The following is a 21,617-nucleotide window of genomic DNA, read 5'->3' as shown; positions in this document are numbered from 1 at the left end:
GTATGTAAAGTAACTAGTTCAGTGCTAATAAACTAACATTAAGGCTAGATTACCTTTAGATCATGGTGAGATCCGGGTTAAGTTGTAATACTTTAGCAAAAGCTTGTTGCAGCACTTCACCACCCACATTTTCGCCATTGGCATTTTCACTTAAATAACGACGAAATTGTTTAGCGCCTGCTAAGCCATTACATAAACCTAACATATGTCTTGCCACATGCCAGGCACGACCACCGTTGGCAACGTGACGGTCAATATAGTCAACCATTTCATTGAGCACTGCTTGTCGTGATTTAACCTCTGCGCCAGCCTGCCAAATATCATTATCAGCCTGGGTTAACATATAAGGGTTTTGATAAATTTCTCGACCCATCATCACGCCATCAATATGCTGCATGTGCTCATTTGCTTGTGCAAAAGTGGTTATGCCACCATTAATTGAAATTTCAAGCTTCAAAAAGTCTTGTTTAAGTTGATAAACCCTTTGATAGTCTAATGGTGGAACATCTCGGTTTTGTTTTGGACTTAAACCACTGAGCCAAGCTTTGCGCGCGTGAATAATAAAGTGCTGACACCCCGCCGCACTAACCGTTGTTAAAAACTGCTGCAAAAATTCATAACTATCGAGGTCGTCAATACCAATACGAGATTTTACCGTTGTCGGGATCTTAGTTGCGTTTTGCATACTAGCAACACAATCGGCAACTAACTCTGGCTCAGCCATTAAACAAGCACCAAACTTGCCGTTTTGCACACGGTCTGACGGACACCCCACATTAATATTGATTTCATCGTAACCTTGCTGCTCAGCAATTTTTGCACATTCGGTCATCGCCTTTACATCACTACCACCAAGCTGTAACACTAATGGATGCTCCTGCTCGTTATACGCCAAGTAATTACCTTTTCCATGCAATATTGCGCCCGTAGTTACCATTTCGGTATACAAGACAGTTTGCTTAGACATTACACGATAAAAATAACGACAATGGCGATCAGTCCAATCGAGCATGGGGGCAATAGAAAGTTTGTGTGAAATCATAAAGTGGTAAAAAACCTTTAAGTGTAAAACGAAGGTAGCTGTAGATAACAACCACTGAAATATTAACTAATTATAAAGGCTTTAGTGATGCGAAACAAAAGAAATAATATTTAGCCGTTATACTGAAAATGCCAATAGCTTGCAGTTTTTTGTTTAAATATGACTAATAAGACAAGATTAAGTAATGCAATTTAGCTAATCATTAGTGAGCAGCTTATCCCTTAAGCCGCTAAATACTGCTTAAGTTTACCTCTTAATTCTTCATTAGACTTACCCAGTATAGCGATATCAGCTAACGCTAGTTCTAATTCGGCTTGCACAGCCAAGATGTTATTGACCGTCTTTTTTTATCTGGCTGTGCTAAAACTTCACGAGCTTTTACTTTAGCTAATTGCACTGTGGTGTCTGCCAACAGCGATAATAAGCGAACCACATCTTTATTTTCTTTAACTATTTGGTCACTGCCTACATTAACTTTCATCGGTTCATCTGCTTCAATAAACTGATCAGTTTTATTGAGTAAATAAAGCATCGACAAACGCAGGATAAAAATAACAGGGTAAAAAATAGCACTAGCACATATTGATGAGAATGTTCAACTAATGCAGCATTTAAGCGTTCTGTAAAACCACCATGACTGACAACAAAGGTAATATCATTTGATTGTGCCAAGCAAATGATATTAAAAGATAGATGAGGATAAAATTTGGCGCTTTATTTTCTGAACGATTAAAAATTAGCACTGATTTTAGCAATTTTGAAAACATAAAAATATTTTTTTATAGATAACAGGGGTTAATATCGCTTAATAAGCTTTAGTAAACGAAAAGTCTCGCGCGACTAAGACCAAAACTTGGCAATTTGAAGCGAAAAATGTTCGTGACTTTGCCTTTGCCTCAAGTCGTAAATTTATTTGGGATGCACAAGGCTACCAAGGTGGGAAAACTGACACTATGGCGATGTCTTACTACCCTAATGAAGGTAATCCGCTATGGGAAAAGTACTCGACTGAGGCCATTATTCATACAATGGAACAATATAATAAGTATACCTTTGCTTACCCCTATCCTGTTTCTATCTCGATAAACGGTCCTGTTGGTGGCATGGAATATCCCATGATCACTTTTAATGGCCCACGCCCGACGTTAGATAAAAAAACCGGTGAAAAAACTTATTCTCGTAAGACTAAATATGGCCTAATTGGCGTTATTATTCATGAAGTGGGTCATAACTATTTCCCCATGATTGTTAACTCTGACGAACGTCAGTGGACCTGGATGGATGAAAGATTAAACACTTTCCTACAATTTGTTGCTGAGCAAGCATGGGAAGAAGGCTATCCTTCACGCCGTGGTAATGCCGCTAATATGATCAGTTACATGAAAAGTGACAACCAAGTGCCCATAATGGCTAACTCAGAGTCAATTTTACAGTTTGGTAACAACGCTTACGGCAAACCAGCAACCACATTAAACATTTTACGTGAAACTATTATGGGTCGTGAATTGTTTGATTTTGCTTTTAAAGAATATGCCCAACGTTGGAAGTTCAAACGCCCAACCCCTGCTGACTTTTTCCGTACCATGAAAGATGCTTCAGGTGTCGATTTAGACTGGTTTTGGCGTGGTTGGTTTACACCACAGATCATGTTGATATTGCTTTAGGTAACATTCATTTGTACCGTCCGAATAGCCAAAACCCAGATACGGAAGAAGCTTGGGAACGAGCACTATACAACGAACAACCTGACTTTATTAGCAAAATTCGTAATAATGGCCAGTGGCTTCGCACAGATGATAAACCTCACTTGTTAGATTTTTACAACGAACATGATAAGTTTACTGCGACAAACAAAGCTCATAATAAATATAACAAAAATCATAAAAAATTAGAACAATGGCAAAAAGACCTACTACTTGACGAAAGAAACTTCTACGTTATTGATTTTGAAAATAAAGGTGGCTTAGTTATGCCGATTATTTTAGATCTTACTTATGCTGATAACAGCGTTGAACAGGTAACAATACCGGCTGAAACCTGGCGTCGTGACAGCAAAAAAGTGTCTAAATTATTTATTCGTGACCAAGAAATAACCGGCATTGCGATTGACCCTAACTGGGAAACAGCTGATGTAGATGTTAGTAACAACTACTGGCCTGCACGTCCAATTAAGTCTCGCTTTGATTTATACAAACGTAAGAAAAAAGACATGATGCGTAATTACAACGTTGAATTAAAAAGTACTAATGAAAAAAATGCAGAAAAACAAGCGGAGGTTGGACAGCAATAATGTTGTTAAACCTAGCTAAACGAATTTTTGTTTTGCTATTGTGTGAGCTAGCCTTTAATGCGGTGGCCCACCGTTATTTTTTTAGCATGACAGATTTGACCTTAAATGAGCGTACTCAGTCGATTGAAGTTATTCACCAAATAACCGCTCACGATATTGAAAACGCGATTGCAGAAACAAAGCAAATTCACTTCTCAATTGCTCATCCCGATTACGAAAATATTATTCGCCAATATGTTGAAGCGCATTTTCAGCTTTATTATCAAAGCCAAGCAATACCATTGAACTGGATCGGATTTAAAATCAATAAAGGCAACATTTTTCTTTATCAAGAAGTTGCGTTCGATTATTCGTTAATTGGACTAAAAATAATCAACCGTTTGCTAACCAAGCGTTATGTAAAACAGGTTAATACCGTTAATTTTTACAGTAACATGATAAAAGGTAGCCTAACTTTCAACAAATCAGTTACTATGAATTACATTAAAATTAATGATTAATATAGTTAACTTTAAATTATGCTGATAAATGTGAAAAATTAAGTAACTAAATTAAAAAATGCCTTTGGAGAAATATTTATGAATGTAGACTTTATTAACCCCTTTCTTTCTTCAATGCTAAACGTTATGTCAACCATGGCGCAAATGGAATTAACACCTGAAAAACCTCGTTTGAAAACAAATGAAATAGCAAAAGGCGATGTTTCAGGTTTAATTGGTATGGTGGGAAAACAAACTAAAGGTTCTTTATCTATTACCTTTGAAGCCAAGTTAGCACTGGCCACTATGAAGAAAATGGTTGGTGAAGGCCCAGATGTAATCAATGACGAAATTACTGATTTAGTGGGTGAAATTACCAATATGGTTTCTGGTGGCGCAAAACGTATGCTGAGTGAAAAAGGCATTGAGTTTGATATGGCAACCCCTATAGTTGTTTCTGGCATTGATCACACGATTCAGCACAAGGCTGACGGACCGGTTATTATTATGCCACTAACGTCTAAATACGGTACTGCCTATATTGAATTTAGTTTCAATAAATAATCGATTTGCATAACAATATTTAGCCTCGTTTAATACGGTTTTTTTTTGTGTTCAGATAAAACTAAGTACCTACCTAAAAATACGACTTATTCGCTCTAGTAGCAACACAAGTAGCAACACAAGTAGCAAAATCCATCTCGGCACAGGTTTATGGTCTAATCCAACATTAATCTATATTAAACATAGCACCTATGGCAGACCATATAGTGTTTGGCGATTTTTGCTCGGTCAGACTTCAGTTTGTCAACGTGATGGATCAAATGCAAATGACCCAGTTAATTTCATCTGAGACGGCAACAATTAACGACTACAAAGGTGTATGTTAAGGCTTGACTCTAACGACCTATATTCATCTCATAACTTACACCTCAATGTAAAAACCTATAAACTATAATACGTTAATTAAAATTATCTTTGGAGAAGCCTTATGTGGCAGCAAGTAGAGTTAACACTACAACCTTATCAACGTGGTTTTCACCTAATCACAACTGATATTGAGCAAGCACTCGCAGAGCTCTCCCCCGTGAGTTTTGGTTTATTACATCTTTTCATCCAACATTCTTCAGCATCATTAACAATTAATGAAAATGCTGACCCAACAGTGCGTGATGATATGGAACGACACTTTAATCACTTTGTCCCAGAAAATGCCGCTTATTATCGTCACACTTATGAAGGCCCCGATGATATGCCGGCCCACATTAAAGCAAGTACGTTGGGCAGTAGCGTCAGTATTCCTTTAAAAAACAGCCAAATGAACTTAGGACTTTGGCAAGGGATTTATCTAGGTGAGCACCGTATTCATAGCAGTTCAAGAACCCTAATACTGACCATTAGTGGCGAGTAATGTATCGCCATATTACTCAACTAAACACTAGATTCTTGTTGTTAAAATTTAAAAAATGGCTATTTATCGGCTATCGAAGCACAGTTTTATAAGTGCTTTTCCATGACTATTTGATAGATTGAACTTAAAAATACCCTTTGGTACAATATGGATATTCAAACAAAATGAACGGATATTGTTGTGGTTAGTGGTCGCAAACGCAAATTTAATGAGCAAACTGCATTGCAAGCAGCAATGGAAGTGTTTTGGGCTAAAGGTTTTGTAGGCGCTTCTTTAACTGATTTAACCAAGAGTATGAATATTAACAAACCTAGTATGTATAGCGCGTTTGGTAATAAAGAAAGCTTATTCATTAAAGCGACTCAGCACTATATAGAAAATAATATGAAAGCCCACCTTGGCGCTTTATACGCAGCAAACATACCATTAAAAACGCGTTTAAAAAACTATATGATGTCAATTGTCGGTATGCAATGCAGCACTGAGCAACCCAAAGGTTGTTATTTAGTGCTGTGTCAATCAGAAGTCGCTGGTGGTGATATTCCAGCAGAAGCGGCAAAGTTACTTATCAAAATAGAAGCAGCGCCCAAAACTTTATTAGCTGAATTATTTTCCACTGATAAGGAAGCCATATCCTTAGGCTTAAATGAAAATTCAACCGGTAACGCCTTAAGTTTATACACAGCACTGAAAGGCACCGCGTCGATGGCGCGCTCAAAAGTACCGCCAACAGAACTTGAATTTGTTATTGATACTATGTTGACTGGCGTATTTAATACCAGTAAAAACCATACTGCGCCGAGCCCAAAATCACCATAGTCTTCTCTACTACCTGCCTCAACTTTACGGCTGATATTCGATGGTCATATCCCCATTGATATGCATTGTTATAAGTTCAGCTTAACTCTACAGTTGCCCACGCTTTATTTCCTTGCTCAACTTTCATTGCTAATAGCCAAGGTAACATTAAACACCAAGCATAAACATAACCATCTGATTTTACGACTTAATAGATTTTAACTCAACAAAGCTCCTGTAAAATAAATTATTTATATAGCTAGCTGTTGACTTAAATATACCGATCGGTACAATAATAGACAATTACTTACCGACCGGCATGTTAAATATATTCTTAGCTGGTTGGTCAATTTTTTAATCATTAAATAACAATAAGCTTGTTGCAACCGCAATGTGTTTGTTTTTATAGAGGAAATTCGATATGACGACATTAACTACACACACTATTGAATCAGCACCAGAAGCAAGTAAAGCACTATTAGAAAAATCAGTTAGTGCATACGGTATGTTACCTAACTTGCACGGCGTGTTAGCTTCATCACCCAGTTTATTAAGCGCATACCAAACATTACATGAGCTTTTTGCTAACTCTTCATTTGACGCAGAAGAACTCACCGTAGTTTGGCAAGGTATTAATGTTGAACACGGCTGCACATATTGTGTTCCAGCTCATACCGGCATTGCACACTCAATGAAAGTAAACCCTAATTTAACGCAAGCCTTGCGTGATCAACAAGCAATGCCTACAGCTAAACTGCAAGCTTTACTTGATATGACCTTAATTATTGTTCGTAATCGAGGCAATGTTACTAATGAAGAATTAGCGGCATTCTATGCTGCTGGTTACGGTGAGCAACAGTTGTTGGAGATCATTTTAGGTTTATCACAAAAAGTGATCAGCAATTACACCAATCATATTGCCGAAACACCTGTTGATGATGCATTCAAGCCATTCGCTTGGGAAAAAACAGCCAAGTAACGGGCTTTTTTATCTAGCGACTAAGCCATCTACATGGCTGTAGTCGCTATTTTTTGTGCTCATAGCGAAAGGCAAAGTGCACGACTTACTACTGCGCTATCATAACATGCAATGTAGAACGGCTTTACTATCATAGTCTAGTCACTTTTTATAACTTTTGAATAGTGAATGGTTACTTTGCGAGCTGAATATGCACACGACGGGTAATATTACACAAAAGTTCGTAAGGAATAGTTGTAGCAAATTCAGCCACTTCTTCAACCGCTAAACCTTTGCCCCATAACGTGGCAATATCGCCAACGCTATCTTGGCTTTGAGCGCCTAAATCTACCGTGATCATATCCATAGTTACCCGGCCAATAAGTGGCACACGCCGACCATTAATTAAAACCGGTGTACCGCTAGGGGCATGGCGGGGATAACCATCACCATAACCAATAGCAACTACACCTATAATAGTGTTACTTTCACTCACCCAGGCACCACCATAGCCAACCGCAGATCCTGCCGCGATTTCACGTACAGAGATCAAACTTGATTGCAAAGTCATCACTGGGGCAATACCGTCTATGTAGCTATCTGCTGCTAGTGGTGAAACACCATAAAGTAATAGTCCAGGTCTAATCCATTGATAATGGCTTGCTGGCCAAAGTAAAACGCCAGCAGAGTTAGCTAGGCTTTTTTCGAGGGGTAAATCAGCGCTAAGTTGATCAAATAATGAAATTTGTTTTGCTGTAGCTAAGTTGTTTTTATCATCCGCACAACCTAAGTGGCTCATCAGCACTATTGGCTGCTGGACATTTTTTGCTTGACTTAACGCTTTATAAAAGTGTGCTAGTTGCTCAGGATTAATACCCAACCTATGCATGCCAGTATCAATTTTTAACCAAACCTTTAGTGGAGTGGCCAGCTTAGCATCCAAAATAGCAGCCAGCTGTTGCTCGTTATGCACTATAGTTTGTAAGTTACTCGCCGCCAATATATCAATATCTTCTTTAGCAAAAAAACCTTCAAGCAATACAATAGGTTTTACAATACCGGCGGCTCTAAGTGCGAGCGCTTCATCAATACGTGCGACACCAAAAGCATCGGCATTAGGCAGTGCTTTAGCAATCAGCTCTAAACCATGGCCATAGGCATTAGCCTTAAGCACAGTGAGAACTTTAGCCTTAGGCGATAATGACTGAATAAGCTGGTAATTATCACTTAGTGCATCTAAATCAATAATCGCTGTGGCTGTGTGCAATGTCATGGGCGCTTAATCTTCACCTAATACGTGCGGGCCAGCATAATTATCGAAACGAGAAAATTGCCCTTGGAAGGTTAAAGGTACTCGACCAATGGGGCCATTACGCTGCTTACCGATGATAATTTCAGCCATACCTTTGTATTCAGAATCATCGTGATAAACCTCATCACGATAAATAAACATGATTAAGTCGGCATCTTGCTCAATTGAGCCTGATTCACGTAAATCTGAGTTTATTGGTCGTTTATCAGAACGCTGCTCCAAGCCACGGTTAAGTTGAGATAACGCCACAACGGGCACTTCTAATTCTTTTGCCAACGCTTTTAATGAACGAGATATTTCAGCAATTTCCAAGGTTCTGTTATCAGAAAATTGTGGCGCACGCATCAATTGCAGATAATCGATCATGATCATACTAATACCGCCATGATCTCGGGCAATACGTCGTGCTCGCGAACGCACGTCTGTCGGTGTTAAGCCCGCCGCATCATCAATAAACATTTTACCTTTTTCAATTAATAAGCCCATAGTTGATGATAACCGCGCCCAATCTTCATCTTCTAATTGGCCAGTACGAATTTTAGTTTGGTCAATACGACCAAGTGACGCCAGCATACGCATCATTAGTTGCTCTGACGGCATCTCTAAACTGAAGATTAACGCGGGTTTATCTTCAGTCATGGCAGCATGTTCAGCCAAGTTCATGGCAAAAGTCGTTTTGCCCATAGACGGACGGCCAGCAACAATGATGAGATCTGATTTTTGAAAACCTGCGGTCATTTTATCTAAATCAGTAAAGCCACTTGAAACGCCAGTAACACCATTAGTCGGTGATGCACAAAGTTTCTCAATACGATCAACTGTTTTTTCTAAGACTGAATTAATATTTTCTGGGCCTTCCGACTTATTAGCACGTTGCTCGGCAATCGCAAAAACCTTAGTTTCGGCAAAATCAAGTAAATCCGCACTACTTCGCCCTTGTGGATCATAACCCGCTTCTGCAATTTCGTTGGCTACACTGATCATTTCGCGCGTTACTGCACGTTCACGCACAATAGTCGCATAAGCGGTAATATTGGCAGCACTTGGGGTGTTTTTCATCATTTCAGCGAGATAAACAAAACCACCAACATCATCCAGTTTTTGATCATTTTCAAGTGCTTCAGATAAAGTGATCAAATCGACCGGCTCACCTAATTCAATTAGCCGACCAATAGTCTCAAAGGTTATACGATGTGATCTACTATAGAAGTCTTGTGCAACAACTCGTTCACTTACGCGATCCCAAGTTTCGTTATCTAACAATAAACCACCTAGCACTGATTGCTCTGCCTCTAAAGAATGCGGCGGAACTTTTAATTCATCAATTTGCTTGTCTCGAGGAAACTGATTGTTTTTACTAAACTTGGTTGGCTTGCGATCGGCCATATCACACCTTGAATGCTTGGCGATAATCTCTGCTTATTGGCGAGCATATTGGCGCAATAAACTTTATAAAATTATTCGAAAATAAAGAGAGCAAATATAGCAGAAATTCCCCGTAAGCAAAATGATATTAACAAGAAATATCCCACTATTTTAGACGCTAAAAAGGATTCAACTTATTAGTTATAACGTCAATAAATCAAGCATGACTAAGCGTATTCAACCCTCTATTTAGCTATTTAAAAGCGTCGAGATCAAGGCGTATTTATATTTTTTAGGGTATTTAGCAACTCTGGTATATGACCATTAAATTAAGCACTTGATTTGGCCATAATGGGTAACTTGAAGCGCTCTTGACAGTTAAATAAAGTAACAAAGTTGATTTTAAGCGACATTAAGAGGATAAAAATGTTGAGTTAACATGACATGCCAACTTAAACTTTGACAAAAAAAAAGCACCTAAAGGTGCTTTTTTCTACTGGTCTATTAGCAGAATTACTTCTTGCTAAGAGCACCAAAACGCTTGTTGAATTTATCAACACGACCACCGGTCTCAGCAGATTTTTGCTTGCCAGTATAGAATGGGTGACATTCTGAACACACGTCAAGATGTATGTCTTTAGTTACAGTTGAACGAGTTGTAATAATGTTACCACAAGAACAAGTTGCCTTGAACTCTGCATAATTTGGATGGATACCGTCTTTCATGGGAAACCTCTGTTAAGGCCGCATCGCCACTCGGTCAGTCATTATTGCTGCCAAGCACCATACGAGTTTAAAATAATGGAGGCGAATGTTATAGTATCGCTCTTCCTATGGCAATGAAAATTGCTAAAAAATTGAGCAATAAATCGCTTAATTTCATAAAAATCCCCCTAGTCTAATTTTCGAGCTTGGCATTGCGTCATTAAGCAGTAGAATATGCATAACATTTTATTTCTATATGGCAGTATTTTTGGCAATAACTTCAACAGATATATACCTGCAAGTTGCAATACCCGTTCCTATGCGCCAGTTGTTTACTTACAAACTACCGGCGGAACTGAACACTAACGCCGTGCAGTTAGGTGAACGAGTTATTGTGCCTTTTGGCTCTCGCCAAGTGGTTGGTATTGTTTTGTCGATAGATGAAAGCACTGAATATGCGGCTAAAAAATTAAAATTAGTGCTCAGTCGCGTTAATGACAACTTCAGTTTTTCACCCCAATTGCTGCATTTTATTCAACGCTGTAGCGATTACTATCATCATCCTATTGGCGATGTGTTCCAGCAAGCATTACCGGTTTTATTGCGACAAATAAAACAACCTGATGTTGAACTACCGCTAGTTTGGTTAACAAAAACAGACTTAAGCGAAGAGGAACAAACAACTACCGCCAAACGCTCCCCGAAACAGGCTGAGTTACTCACTATGCTCAAGCAGCATCAAGGCATGACGTGGTCAGAGTTATTAACCCTTGGCTTTAATAAAGCACAGCTTAATGCCCTTGAGAAAAAAGAATTCATTTATAGTAAAAGCCGTGCGGTAACTTTATTTCAATGGCAAGAGCAAGCATTACAGCAAGATAACCGGCTAGCATTATCAGCGGAACAAGCGCTAATTGTCGCCACCGTGAAGGAAATGCAAGCGCAGTTTTCTTGTCACTTAGTCGATGGTATAACCGGTAGTGGTAAAACCGAGGTTTATTTGCAGGCCATGGAGCAAATATTGGCCAACAACAAACAAGTGCTAGTTTTAGTACCTGAAATTGGCTTAACACCGCAAACCTTAAGTCGCTTCGAACAACGCTTTAATGTGCCGATAAGCCTGCATCACTCAGGTTTGAACAACAAAGAACGTTTACAAACTTGGCTAGAAGCACAACGAGGAACCGCGGCGATTGTTATTGGTACCCGTTCAGCTATCTTCACTCCGCTTAATGATTTAGGCATGATCATTGTTGATGAAGAACACGATGCTTCATTTAAACAGCAAGACAGCTTTCGCTATCATGCGCGCGATATTGCCATACTCAGAGCTAGGCAACTTGATATTCCCATTATACTCGGCACTGCCACACCCAGTTTTGAGTCACTGCAAAATGCCTTGAGCGGAAAATATCATTATCATCAATTACGCAAACGTGCCGGTAATGCCTCAACCGCAAAAATCAGCTTAATCGATGTGGCGCAACAACAAATGGAACATGGCCTTTCCGGTAGCTTAAAACAAGCCATAAAAAATACCTTAGCTCGTGGTGAGCAAGCATTAATTTTTCTTAATCGTCGTGGTTATGCCCCCGCCATTAACTGCCAAGAATGCCATTGGATTGCTGATTGCCAACGCTGTAATAAAGCTTTTACTTTACATCAGGGCCAAGGGTTGCTGATTTGCCATCATTGCGCCAGTCAACAACGCATTCCACCACAATGCCCAAGTTGTGGCAGTGTTCGCATTAAACCCTTAGGACAAGGCACAGAGCAATTAGAAGAAAAAATTGGTGAATTTTTTCCTGATTACTCTACCGTGCGCATTGACCGAGATAGCACGCGTAAAAAAGGTGCGTTAGCCAAGTTATTAACCGAGGTAAGTAATAAAGAGCATCAACTCTTGATTGGCACACAAATGCTCGCAAAAGGCCATCACTTTCCTGATGTCACCTTAGTTGCTGTGCTTGATGTTGATGGTGCTTTATTTAGCTACGACTTTCGTGCGGCTGAACATATGGCACAACTTTTAGTACAAGTGTCAGGCCGAGCCGGTCGAGCAAGTAAGCCTGGTAAAGTGATGGTACAAAGTAAATTCCCTGATCATCCATTACTGCAAGACCTAGTACAAAATGGTTATCAACACTTTGCTAAACAAGCGCTTATTGAACGCCAACAAGCCTTATTGCCACCCTTTAGCTTTCAAGCATTGTTTAGAGCTGAAGCAAACTACCCTTCTTACCCGGAAAAATTTTTACGCGCTATGACCCAAATAGCCTTTGAAGGTTGCCAGTTTGCTGGGCCTGTCCCCGCGGCAATGGGGAAAAAGGCCGGTAAATTTAGATTCCACTTAATTTTACAAGCCAAGTCTAGAAAGCAGCTGCATCAAGCCGTATTTAAGCTAATTCACCATAGCGCCACAAATGAATGGCAATCAAAAGTTAGATGGTCAATTGATATCGATCCAGTAGACTTAAGCTGGTAATTGATGCTGCGCAAAGCACAGCTTACAAGCCTATTTAACCAGAAGTAAAGTGGGAGCAAAACCAAGCTTAAAACTTCTTTTAACTTACTAACAGCTGACAGCTGACAGCTAAAAACTTGTCTTTAAACTACTCTTAATCCAAACTTATGCTCCACCTAGGGTGAGTTTTATGCAATTAATGCACTCAATGGGTGATATTCCTTTAGTAGTTGGTTAGAATTGATGAAAGTTTTCTAGTATAAGTTTTTCATGGCACATCAAGATTACGTTTCCCGCTCTCGAGTAAAAAATAAAAAACAAAGCCCATATAAAAAAAATATTGAACCAGCTCAAGGTAGCTCATTGAAAATAAAATTAATTTCCACTTTTTTAGTGATCGCTTTGCCCAGTTTTGGCTACCTGCTGTGGAGCATTAAAGACAAGCAACCTGCAGTCGTTATTGCCCCTAAAATCATCAAGGTAAAAAAGACCACAGAGGTAGTTGAATTACCTGAACTACCACAGGAAAAGTGGACCTACGTTGATGACCTAAAAAGTAAACAAGTTGAAGTAGGTCAGTACGAAGTAAAGAAAAAAGGCCCCTATAAAATGCAATGTGGTTCATTTAGAACCCGTAAACAAGCAGAGTCCTTAAAGGCAAAAATAGCCTTCACCGGCCTAGAAGCGCAAGTGGGTAAATCTGTTGGTAGCTCGTCAACTTGGTATAAAGTTTATTTAGGCCCTTACGATAAAAAACGTAACGCAGAAAAAGATAAACATAAATTAAAAAACAACGCGATCCACGCTTGTAAAATTTGGGGTTGGGACTAACTTAAGATTGGTACTTTAGCAACGTATGTCTTTATATATTGCTTCAGGCCTTTTTCAGCCAATTTATAAAGGTATCTAGATTAGTATTAAACCATCAGTTCCAAGGCATAACTTGGCGTGGTCAACTAGCACCCCATTTAAAGCGACAAATACTAACTATGTATTGAAAAAACTGGCTCAATGCTTGCTCAGTTTATCAGTATTAATATTGATAAACGCTAACAATAAAGTACCGATAGCCAATCATAAAAATAGTCACTTAATCTAAGAGCTAAAAACTAACTTAACTCTGAACGATATTTTTTTAAACAGACAACAGCAAACTTAAAACCTATTAAAGTTGTCTGTTTACTATTATTCATCACCGCTCCCTTGAAAAAGCTTAAGCCACCCCTTATCTAATCTACATTAGACAAGCCGACTATCTCAGTTGGCAATATAGAAGAGGTTAATTGTGACTACTATTGTTTCTGTCCGACGTAATGGCAAAGTTGCCATTGGTGGTGATGGTCAAGTTTCCCTTGGCAACACTGTAATGAAAGGTAATGCACGCAAAGTGCGCCGTTTATATAATGGCAAAGTACTTGCAGGTTTTGCTGGCGGCACAGCTGATGCATTTACTCTATTTGAACGTTTTGAAAGCAAGCTAGAAATGCATCAAGGCCATTTAACTAAAGCGGCCGTTGAGTTAGCAAAAGATTGGCGCAGTGATCGTGCGCTGCGCAAACTAGAAGCTTTATTAGCGGTTGCCGATGAAACAGCCTCACTGATCATTACCGGTAATGGTGATGTTATCCAAGCAGAAAACGATCTTATTGCCATTGGTAGTGGTGGAAATTTTGCCCAATCAGCAGCCACAGCATTACTTGAAAACACTGACCTTTCTGCCAAAGAGATTGTTGAAAAATCATTGAAAATTGCTGGTGACATTTGTGTATTTACCAATCAACAACATGTGATTGATGAACTATAACCACCAATTTGTAAGGAATTAATATGTCGAATATGACACCACGTGAGATAGTTCACGAACTCGATAACCACATTGTTGGTCAAAGCGATGCCAAGCGAGCGGTTGCAATAGCACTGAGAAACCGCTGGCGTAGAATGCAACTGAACGAAGAGTTGCGCGATGAAGTTACCCCGAAAAACATTCTGATGATTGGCCCCACAGGTGTTGGTAAAACAGAAATAGCTCGACGCTTAGCGAAACTAGCTAATGCACCCTTTATTAAAGTGGAAGCAACTAAGTTTACCGAAGTCGGTTATGTCGGTAAAGAAGTTGAAACTATTATTCGTGACCTTGCTGATATGGCCATTAAGATGACCAAAGAGCGGGAAATGGCACGTGTAAAACACTTAGCCGAAGAAGCTGCTGAAGAACGTATTCTAGATATATTACTACCGCCAGCTCGCAACAGTTCAGGTAACGACGAGCAGCCAGAAAACAGCTCAACTCGTCAAGCTTTTCGTAAAAAATTACGCGAAGGTCAACTTGATGACAAAGAAATTGAACTCGACTTAGCCGCACCACAAGTTGGCGTTGAAATTATGGCACCTCCTGGCATGGAAGACATGACTTCACAATTACAAAACATGTTCCAAAGCATGTCGAGTGATAAAACCAAAAAACGTAAACTGAAAATTAAAGATGCCTTCAAAGCCTTGCAAGAAGAAGAAGCGGCGAAAATAGTTAATCAAGACGACATCAAAGAAAAAGCAATATACGCGGTTGAACAAAATGGTATTGTCTTTATTGATGAAATAGACAAAATTTGTAAGCGCGGTGAAAGCTCAGGTCCTGACGTATCAAGAGAAGGTGTACAACGAGACTTGTTACCATTAATTGAAGGTTCTACCGTTAGCACTAAACACGGTATGGTTAAAACTGACCATATCTTATTTATCGCTTCTGGCGCTTTTCAAATGTCAAAGCCCTCTGATTTAATTCCAGAATTACAGGGTCGACTACCGATCCGTGTTGAGTTAAAGCCGCTCACTGCTGAAGATTTTGTGCGCATACTCACTGAGCCTAATGCCTCTTTAACAGAGCAATATATTGCTCTGTTAGCGACTGAAGGCGTGCATATCTCATTTAGTGAAGATGGCATTAAAGCGGTTGCTAATGCCGCGTGGCAAGTTAACGAAAGTACTGAAAATATTGGTGCTCGGCGTTTACATACCATGATGGAACGGTTAATCGAAGAGCTTTCGTTTACCGCCAATGATCGTGCCGGCGAAAGCATTCTAATTGATGCTGAATTTGTTGCTAATATTTTGTCTGATCTGATTAAAGATGAAGATCTAAGTCGCTTTATTTTATAATAGCTAAAATACGGTTAGGAGTAATACATGAGTAAAATTAACCGCTTTGTGATCAATAATGCTACAGCGAGTTTATCGGTTTCTTTTAGTAGGGCTGAGCTTAAAGATATTAAACAAAAAAACAGTGAAGTGATTGATTTAAAATTCGAATATTTACGTGTTTTTGCTCCAACCACAGACAAAGGTCAGGCTGCAGGTTCAGCGCCAAAGGTTTATCATAAAAAGCAGGTACGTCTGCTAAAAATAGAATCGGTGGGCAAACATGGCTACCGATTTATTTTTGATGATGAGCATAGCAGTGTTTATAATAGTGATTACTTAAAAACACTCGGCACGGAATATCAACAGCGTTGGCAAAATTACTTACAAAGTACAGGCTCAACGGTAAATAGCCGAGAAGCTTCGATAGAAATTAAAGAAGTTAAGTAATAACTCTTAGGCACTATAATAACGGCCAGCACAGTAAAGCGTCACTGATTTTAAATTTAAAAATTTTAATTAAAATTTTTTACGCTTTAGATACTGAGTAAACGCCTCGTGCCTTACTGGTAAAGTCACCTTTCTGATCAAATCCCCTTAAACAGCATCACTAGCTATATAACCTAATAACCATCATGGTTAGTAAATTTATCCTACTTTTGCTAAAGCCATTTACCAAGAGCGATTTACTAAGAACTGACAATAATCCGTTTATTTACTGCACTATCATAGCTTTCGGATGAAAATCAAGCACAAGGTCCCTCCTAACAAGCATAAATATAACGCTTATTAAAAGCTAATAACGATGGTTAAGTCACACTTTTTATTTATGCTTTCGCTAGATTTATTTAGCATCTATAGCGGCTTAGCGGTTGTGCCTGTGTATTCAACCGTTATACTAGTTAATAAGAAATGCGATCTAGGGAAAACTGACTATGGAATACAACACCTCAGAGCTGTGTGATATATACACTGATTTAATCGATGTACTTGAGCCCTTATTTAGTAATTATGGTGGCAGAAGTTCTTTTGGCGGTAAAGTTGTCACAGTAAAGTGCTTTGAGAATAATGGCTTAATTGCCGAGTTAGCTAACACTGACGGTACCGGCAAGGTCTTGGTTATTGACGGCGGTGGCTCAACACGTCGCGCACTGATTAATATTAGTATTGCTGAACAAGCAGCAAAAAATAATTGGGAAGGCATTATTTGTTTTGGTAGCGTACGAGACGTTGACGCCTTAGAAGATATTGATATTGGCATACAAGGTTTATTGTCGATCCCCGTTGGTGCCAGTACCAGCAAGATTGGTGAAAGCGACTTGGCAATAAACTTTGCCGGCGTAACCTTTTTACCTGATGATCATATTTATGCCGATAATACCGGCGTTATTTTATCGCCTGACCCCTTAGATATTGACTAGTTTAATCTAATTTGAATGTGTAAATACTATTCATAATTCGGCTGCCATACTTAAACTGTATGGCAATATATACTTGTTTATCTTTGCTATAGTGGTTGCTTTAAACAAAGACCTTATCTGTCGTGATCAAGGTTTTGACGATTACGATTATATTAATGTGCCCGTTACGCAGACTAAGTAGGCTGAGTGCTCACTAGCTGTTCCAATTACCCATGCCATTTCAAGTTAACTCGCTCTAGACTAAATCACTATTTCCCCGGCTTTCATTAGATGAATCAGCGGATTCACACCAAACTGATAACATAACTCAGCCGGCTGATTAATATCCCAACAAGCAATATCCGCATCATAACCCACGGCTAACTGCCCTTTACTACTCGACATCCCTAGCGCTTTAGCACCGTGACAGGTCACTCCCGCAAGAACTTCAACCGGCGTTAACCTAAAAAATGTACAAGCCATATTGAGCATTAGCTGCAGTGAGTTAATCGGCGACGAGCCTGGATTTACATCGGTAGCAATAGCCATACTCACGCCGTGTTTACGCAATAGCTCAATCGGGGGTAACTGGGTTTCACGTAGGAAATAAAATGCACCCGGCAATAATACCGCGGTCATATCAGCCACTTTCATTGCCACGATACCTGCCTCGTCTATAAATTCAATATGATCAGCAGATAGCGCTTGGTATTCTGCTGCTAACTTAGTGCCACCAAGGTTAGACAGCTGTTCGGCATGCACTTTTATTGGTAAATTATGCGCCTTGGCTGCCGCAAACACTTTTTCGGTTTGCACTAAATTAAAACCAATACCTTCACAAAATACATCAACTGCATCAGCTAGTTTACTTTTTGCCATGTGCGGTATCATCTCTTTACAGACCAAATCAATATACTCATCCGCACGACCTTGATACTCAACAGGTAGCGCATGCGCACCTAAAAATGTTCTTTGTACTGTGACCGGTAATGTTTGCCCTAGTTTAGTAGCAACATTGAGCATTTTAATTTCAGTATCTGTGTCTAAACCATAACCCGATTTAATTTCGATACTAGTAACACCTTCTTGATGCAAAACCGTTAAACGTTTTAATGCACTGTTAAATAACTCATCTTCACTAGCAGCACGGGTTGCTTTAACCGTTGAAATAATACCACCGCCAGCCTTGGCAATTTCCTCATAGCCCTTACCTTCAAGACGCATTTCAAATTCATTCGCGCGGTTGCCACCATAAACAATATGGCTATGACAATCGATAAAGCCGGGCGTTAACCAAGCGCCCTTGCCGTCAATTACCTTTACCTTAGCAGTATCAAAGTCAGGCAGTTCGGTGATTGTGCCCAGCCAAGCAATTTTTCCATTCGTAATCGCTATAGCACCATTTTCAATCACGGCGTAAGTTTTTGCTCCATCGGTCATAGTGGCTAAATTGACATGAGTCCAAAGGGTTTGCCAGTGTTGTGTTTTCGTCGACATAAAATTCCAAATTGCTTATTTATCACTAACCTTAATACTATTTTTAGGATACTTTTCAATATGCCATGACTTATGGCATATAAATATGACCCAACAAAGCTCAGCGTTTATTTATAATTTCACTTTAACTGATAGCAAATTAACAAGCAAGCTTGTATATACAACTCTTGACCTCGCAGAGAAAAAATGAGATTGTATATACAAGTAAGAGTTTACTCTGCACATTATCCCGTATTAGGTATGACAATGACACAAGTAAAAACCGCAAAATACCGTGTTATCAAACAGCACATCTGTGAAAAAATAGAATCTGGCCAGTGGGTTGAACACAGTAAAGTCCCTTCAGAAAATGAGCTTACCGAGCAGTTTTCGGTCAGTAGAATGACCGCTCGACGTGCTTTACAAGAACTTACTGAGCAAGGTTTATTGGTACGTTCTCAAGGCTCTGGTACTTTTGTCGCAAACTTTAAGTCACAGTCTTCATTATTAGAAATTCGCAATATAGCTGATGAAATACAAGAGCGTGGTCATCAATATCGTGCTCAACAACTTATCTTAGAGGCCGTTAAAGTCAACGAAGAAGTGGCAATTTTATTAGCCCTTAAAGCCGGCGATATCGCCTATTACTCAAGCGTACTGCATTTTGAAAATAATGCTCCCATACAGTTAGAGCAACGATTTGTTAATCCAAAATTAGTGGCTAATTATCTTGAACAAGACTTTACACAAATAACGCCACATGAGTATTTATCATCCGAAGCCCCCTTGACCGAAGCAACACATGAGGTGGAAGCCATATTAGCCAGTCAAGAGATTGGCCATTTATTAGCGATTAGCCATATTACCCCTTGTTTACAGGTTAAACGTCGCACCTGGTCAAGCCAAGGTGTGGTGAGTTTAGCCACCTTAACCTCACCAGGAAATAAATACCGTTTAGGTAGTCATTTAATTTTTTAATTTACGCATATTGAAGAGAGAAAAATTCTCATTTCAGTCAACAAGTTACATTTGTAGAGGTCCACCATGACAATGAATAATAGAATCGACACTAGCCGTAAAATTCGTGCCGCACGTGGCAGTAAAATCACCGCAAAAAGCTGGTTAACTGAAGCGGTAAAACGCATGCTAATGAATAATTTAGATGAAGAAGTTGCCGAACACCCACAGTCATTAGTGGTTTATGGTGGTATCGGCCGTGCTGCACGTAATTGGGCATGTTACGACAAAATTATAGAAACATTGGATCGCCTAGAGGATGACGAAACCTTGATGGTGCAATCAGGTAAGCCGGTTGGCGTTTTTAAAACTCACGCCGATGCACCACGGGTATTAATTGCTAACTCAAACTTAGTGCCACACTGGGCAAATTGGGAGCACTTTAATGAGTTAGATAAACAAGGTTTAATGATGTATGGCCAAATGACCGCCGGTTCATGGATATACATTGGCTCGCAAGGCATAGTGCAAGGCACTTATGAAACTTTTGTCGCCATGGCAAAACAGCACTTTGCTGGTAACGCTAAAGGTAAATGGGTACTTACTGGTGGTTTAGGTGGCATGGGTGGAGCTCAACCACTAGCAGCAACTATGGCGGGCTTTTCTGCATTAGTTGTTGAATGTGATGAGTCTCGTATCGATTTTCGCCTAAAGACCCGCTACGTTGATAAAAAAGCCACCTCGTTAGATGAAGCATTAGCAATGATTAATGATGCCACAGCAAATGGCGAAGCCATCTCTGTGGGTTTATTAGGTAATACTGCTGATATTTTCCCTGAATTAGTTAAACGTGGTGTTACCCCCGACATCGTCACAGACCAAACTTCAGCACATGATCCGCTCAACGGTTATTTACCACAAGGCTGGAGCATGGCGCAAGCGGAAAAAATGCGTCTTGAAGACGAAGCTGGGGTTGTAAAAGCCGCTAAACATTCAATGGCTGTGCAAGTACAAGCCATGCTTGATCTACAAGCAGCTGGTGCTGCTACCACAGATTACGGTAACAACATTCGTCAAATGGCCTTAGACGAAGGGGTGAAAAATGCCTTTAATTTTCCTGGCTTCGTCCCTGCTTATGTTAGACCACTATTTTGTGAAGGCATTGGACCCTTTCGCTGGGTAGCATTATCCGGTGATCCAGAAGATATCTATAAAACTGACGCCAAAGTGAAAGAGCTTATTCCAGACAATCCACACTTACATAACTGGTTAGATATGGCGCGTGAACGTATTGCTTTTCAAGGCTTACCTGCTCGTATTTGTTGGGCAGGTTTAAAAGACCGTGCTCGCTTAGCATTAGCCTTTAACGAAATGGTAAAAACTGGCGAATTATCAGCACCCGTTGTCATTGGGCGTGATCACTTAGACTCTGGCTCAGTTGCTTCACCCAATCGTGAAACTGAAAGCATGCTTGATGGCTCTGACGCGGTATCTGATTGGCCACTGCTCAATGCCTTGTTGTCAACTTCAGGCGGAGCTACTTGGGTCAGCCTACATCACGGTGGTGGCGTAGGCATGGGCTTTAGTCAGCATTCTGGTGTAGTTATTGTCGCTGATGGTACCGATGCCGCGGCAAAACGCATTAGTCGTGTATTATGGAACGACCCTGCTACCGGTGTTATGCGTCATGCCGATGCCGGTTACGACATTGCAATTGATTGTGCAAAAGAACAAGGCCTAGACCTACCTATGATTGATGGTGCTAACGGCAAGGTTTAGTAACAACCTGTTTAGCTTAACGCATAATTGCACCTTTTTTAACGAT

At 39.8% G+C, this 21,617-nt stretch carries 21 protein-coding genes; 15 read left to right on the top strand and 6 right to left on the bottom strand.

The window, feature by feature from the left end; all coding sequences use genetic code 11:
• Nucleotides 1–55: 55 nt before the first annotated feature.
• Both dusA and H4J46_RS07455 read right to left on the bottom strand, forming a co-directional pair.
• Nucleotides 56–1,042, bottom strand: coding sequence for a tRNA dihydrouridine(20/20a) synthase DusA (dusA, locus tag H4J46_RS07460; protein ID WP_182232899.1), 987 nt, complete (start codon nucleotides 1,040–1,042; stop codon nucleotides 56–58).
• A gap of 304 nt (nucleotides 1,043–1,346) precedes the next feature.
• Nucleotides 1,347–1,574, bottom strand: a complete 228-nt coding sequence (locus H4J46_RS07455) for a hypothetical protein (protein WP_182232898.1) — start codon at nucleotides 1,572–1,574, stop codon at nucleotides 1,347–1,349.
• 421 nt (nucleotides 1,575–1,995) lie between these two features.
• On the opposite strand from H4J46_RS07455, the gene H4J46_RS17170 reads away from it, so the two are divergent.
• The 7 genes from H4J46_RS17170 to H4J46_RS07425 all read left to right on the top strand — a co-directional run bounded on the left by H4J46_RS17170 (nucleotide 1,996) and on the right by H4J46_RS07425 (nucleotide 6,999).
• Complete coding sequence (locus H4J46_RS17170; RefSeq protein ID WP_259365730.1) at nucleotides 1,996–2,706, top strand: M1 family aminopeptidase; 711 nt, start codon at nucleotides 1,996–1,998, stop codon at nucleotides 2,704–2,706.
• A complete protein-coding gene (locus tag H4J46_RS17165) occupies nucleotides 2,661–3,332 on the top strand; it encodes a hypothetical protein (protein WP_259365729.1) in 672 nt (223 codons plus the stop codon). Before H4J46_RS17170 ends, H4J46_RS17165 begins: the two co-directional genes overlap by 46 nt.
• Nucleotides 3,332–3,832, top strand: coding sequence for a DUF6702 family protein (locus H4J46_RS07445; RefSeq protein WP_182232897.1), 501 nt, complete (start codon nucleotides 3,332–3,334; stop codon nucleotides 3,830–3,832). The genes H4J46_RS17165 and H4J46_RS07445 overlap by 1 nt, the downstream gene beginning before the upstream one ends.
• Nucleotides 3,833–3,910: 78 nt before the next feature.
• Complete coding sequence (locus H4J46_RS07440; protein WP_182232896.1) at nucleotides 3,911–4,375, top strand: chemotaxis protein CheX; 465 nt, start codon at nucleotides 3,911–3,913, stop codon at nucleotides 4,373–4,375.
• Nucleotides 4,376–4,802: 427 nt separating this feature from the next.
• The gene (locus H4J46_RS07435; protein WP_182232895.1) at nucleotides 4,803–5,222 is read left to right on the top strand and encodes a secondary thiamine-phosphate synthase enzyme YjbQ; all 420 of its coding nucleotides are present in this window, start codon (nucleotides 4,803–4,805) and stop codon (nucleotides 5,220–5,222) included.
• 180 nt (nucleotides 5,223–5,402) lie between these two features.
• Complete coding sequence (locus H4J46_RS07430) at nucleotides 5,403–6,041, top strand: TetR/AcrR family transcriptional regulator (protein WP_182232894.1); 639 nt, start codon at nucleotides 5,403–5,405, stop codon at nucleotides 6,039–6,041.
• A gap of 400 nt (nucleotides 6,042–6,441) precedes the next feature.
• Nucleotides 6,442–6,999 carry a carboxymuconolactone decarboxylase family protein gene (locus tag H4J46_RS07425; protein ID WP_182232893.1) on the top strand — a complete coding sequence of 186 codons (558 nt, stop codon included), beginning with the start codon at nucleotides 6,442–6,444 and terminating at the stop codon, nucleotides 6,997–6,999.
• A gap of 172 nt (nucleotides 7,000–7,171) precedes the next feature.
• Here H4J46_RS07425 and alr read toward each other — a convergent pair whose 3' ends face one another.
• The 3 genes from alr to rpmE form a co-directional block, all read right to left on the bottom strand.
• The gene (gene alr / locus H4J46_RS07420) at nucleotides 7,172–8,245 is read right to left on the bottom strand and encodes an alanine racemase (RefSeq protein ID WP_182232943.1); all 1,074 of its coding nucleotides are present in this window, start codon (nucleotides 8,243–8,245) and stop codon (nucleotides 7,172–7,174) included.
• A 12-nt stretch (nucleotides 8,246–8,257) separates the two neighbouring features.
• A complete protein-coding gene (gene dnaB / locus H4J46_RS07415; RefSeq protein WP_182137457.1) occupies nucleotides 8,258–9,676 on the bottom strand; it encodes a replicative DNA helicase in 1,419 nt (472 codons plus the stop codon).
• A gap of 492 nt (nucleotides 9,677–10,168) precedes the next feature.
• A complete protein-coding gene (rpmE, locus tag H4J46_RS07410; protein ID WP_182232892.1) occupies nucleotides 10,169–10,381 on the bottom strand; it encodes a 50S ribosomal protein L31 in 213 nt (70 codons plus the stop codon).
• Nucleotides 10,382–10,628: 247 nt separating this feature from the next.
• Here rpmE and priA point away from each other — a divergent pair, with 247 nt between their 5' ends.
• From priA to rraA, 6 genes are all read left to right on the top strand, one after another.
• Nucleotides 10,629–12,845 (top strand): primosomal protein N', encoded by a 2,217-nt coding sequence (gene priA / locus H4J46_RS07405; protein ID WP_259365728.1) that lies wholly within the window; start codon nucleotides 10,629–10,631, stop codon nucleotides 12,843–12,845.
• A 249-nt stretch (nucleotides 12,846–13,094) separates the two neighbouring features.
• Nucleotides 13,095–13,655, top strand: a complete 561-nt coding sequence (locus H4J46_RS07400) for an SPOR domain-containing protein (RefSeq protein ID WP_182232890.1) — start codon at nucleotides 13,095–13,097, stop codon at nucleotides 13,653–13,655.
• Between the two features lie 454 nt (nucleotides 13,656–14,109).
• Complete coding sequence (hslV, locus tag H4J46_RS07395) at nucleotides 14,110–14,628, top strand: ATP-dependent protease subunit HslV (RefSeq protein WP_182232889.1); 519 nt, start codon at nucleotides 14,110–14,112, stop codon at nucleotides 14,626–14,628.
• 23 nt (nucleotides 14,629–14,651) lie between these two features.
• The gene (gene hslU / locus H4J46_RS07390) at nucleotides 14,652–15,980 is read left to right on the top strand and encodes an HslU--HslV peptidase ATPase subunit (protein WP_182232888.1); all 1,329 of its coding nucleotides are present in this window, start codon (nucleotides 14,652–14,654) and stop codon (nucleotides 15,978–15,980) included.
• Between the two features lie 27 nt (nucleotides 15,981–16,007).
• Nucleotides 16,008–16,409, top strand: coding sequence for a gamma-butyrobetaine hydroxylase-like domain-containing protein (locus tag H4J46_RS07385; protein ID WP_182232887.1), 402 nt, complete (start codon nucleotides 16,008–16,010; stop codon nucleotides 16,407–16,409).
• Nucleotides 16,410–16,894: 485 nt separating this feature from the next.
• Nucleotides 16,895–17,380, top strand: coding sequence for a ribonuclease E activity regulator RraA (gene rraA / locus H4J46_RS07380; protein WP_182232886.1), 486 nt, complete (start codon nucleotides 16,895–16,897; stop codon nucleotides 17,378–17,380).
• 240 nt (nucleotides 17,381–17,620) lie between these two features.
• Here the strand turns inward: rraA and hutI are convergent, their stop codons facing one another.
• Nucleotides 17,621–18,856 (bottom strand): imidazolonepropionase, encoded by a 1,236-nt coding sequence (hutI, locus tag H4J46_RS07375; RefSeq protein WP_182232885.1) that lies wholly within the window; start codon nucleotides 18,854–18,856, stop codon nucleotides 17,621–17,623.
• Between the two features lie 246 nt (nucleotides 18,857–19,102).
• Between hutI and hutC the strand changes: the two genes are divergently transcribed.
• A complete protein-coding gene (gene hutC, locus H4J46_RS07370; RefSeq protein WP_182232942.1) occupies nucleotides 19,103–19,813 on the top strand; it encodes a histidine utilization repressor in 711 nt (236 codons plus the stop codon).
• Nucleotides 19,814–19,885: 72 nt separating this feature from the next.
• Nucleotides 19,886–21,571 carry a urocanate hydratase gene (gene hutU / locus H4J46_RS07365; RefSeq protein ID WP_182232884.1) on the top strand — a complete coding sequence of 562 codons (1,686 nt, stop codon included), beginning with the start codon at nucleotides 19,886–19,888 and terminating at the stop codon, nucleotides 21,569–21,571.
• Nucleotides 21,572–21,617: the final 46 nt, after the last annotated feature.

It is taken from the genome of Colwellia sp. MB02u-6 (assembly GCF_014077095.1).
Taxonomy (GTDB): Bacteria; Pseudomonadota; Gammaproteobacteria; order Enterobacterales; family Alteromonadaceae; genus Cognaticolwellia.
This window is presented reverse-complemented; position numbering and strand designations above follow the sequence as displayed.

Coding starts and splice junctions, on each gene's coding strand:
- H4J46_RS07445 (WP_182232897.1), top strand. CDS start 3,332: ATGTTGTTAAACCTAGCTAAACGAATTTTTGTTTTGCTATTGTGTGAG.
- H4J46_RS17170 (WP_259365730.1), top strand. CDS start 1,996: ATGGCGATGTCTTACTACCCTAATGAAGGTAATCCGCTATGGGAAAAG.
- H4J46_RS07400 (WP_182232890.1), top strand. CDS start 13,095: ATGGCACATCAAGATTACGTTTCCCGCTCTCGAGTAAAAAATAAAAAA.
- hutC (WP_182232942.1), top strand. CDS start 19,103: ATGACACAAGTAAAAACCGCAAAATACCGTGTTATCAAACAGCACATC.
- dusA (WP_182232899.1), bottom strand. CDS start 1,042: ATGATTTCACACAAACTTTCTATTGCCCCCATGCTCGATTGGACTGAT.
- H4J46_RS07455 (WP_182232898.1), bottom strand. CDS start 1,574: ATGCTTTATTTACTCAATAAAACTGATCAGTTTATTGAAGCAGATGAA.
- H4J46_RS07435 (WP_182232895.1), top strand. CDS start 4,803: ATGTGGCAGCAAGTAGAGTTAACACTACAACCTTATCAACGTGGTTTT.
- H4J46_RS07425 (WP_182232893.1), top strand. CDS start 6,442: ATGACGACATTAACTACACACACTATTGAATCAGCACCAGAAGCAAGT.
- H4J46_RS07440 (WP_182232896.1), top strand. CDS start 3,911: ATGAATGTAGACTTTATTAACCCCTTTCTTTCTTCAATGCTAAACGTT.
- hutU (WP_182232884.1), top strand. CDS start 19,886: ATGAATAATAGAATCGACACTAGCCGTAAAATTCGTGCCGCACGTGGC.
- H4J46_RS07385 (WP_182232887.1), top strand. CDS start 16,008: ATGAGTAAAATTAACCGCTTTGTGATCAATAATGCTACAGCGAGTTTA.
- hslU (WP_182232888.1), top strand. CDS start 14,652: ATGTCGAATATGACACCACGTGAGATAGTTCACGAACTCGATAACCAC.
- hutI (WP_182232885.1), bottom strand. CDS start 18,856: ATGTCGACGAAAACACAACACTGGCAAACCCTTTGGACTCATGTCAAT.
- dnaB (WP_182137457.1), bottom strand. CDS start 9,676: ATGGCCGATCGCAAGCCAACCAAGTTTAGTAAAAACAATCAGTTTCCT.
- rpmE (WP_182232892.1), bottom strand. CDS start 10,381: ATGAAAGACGGTATCCATCCAAATTATGCAGAGTTCAAGGCAACTTGT.
- rraA (WP_182232886.1), top strand. CDS start 16,895: ATGGAATACAACACCTCAGAGCTGTGTGATATATACACTGATTTAATC.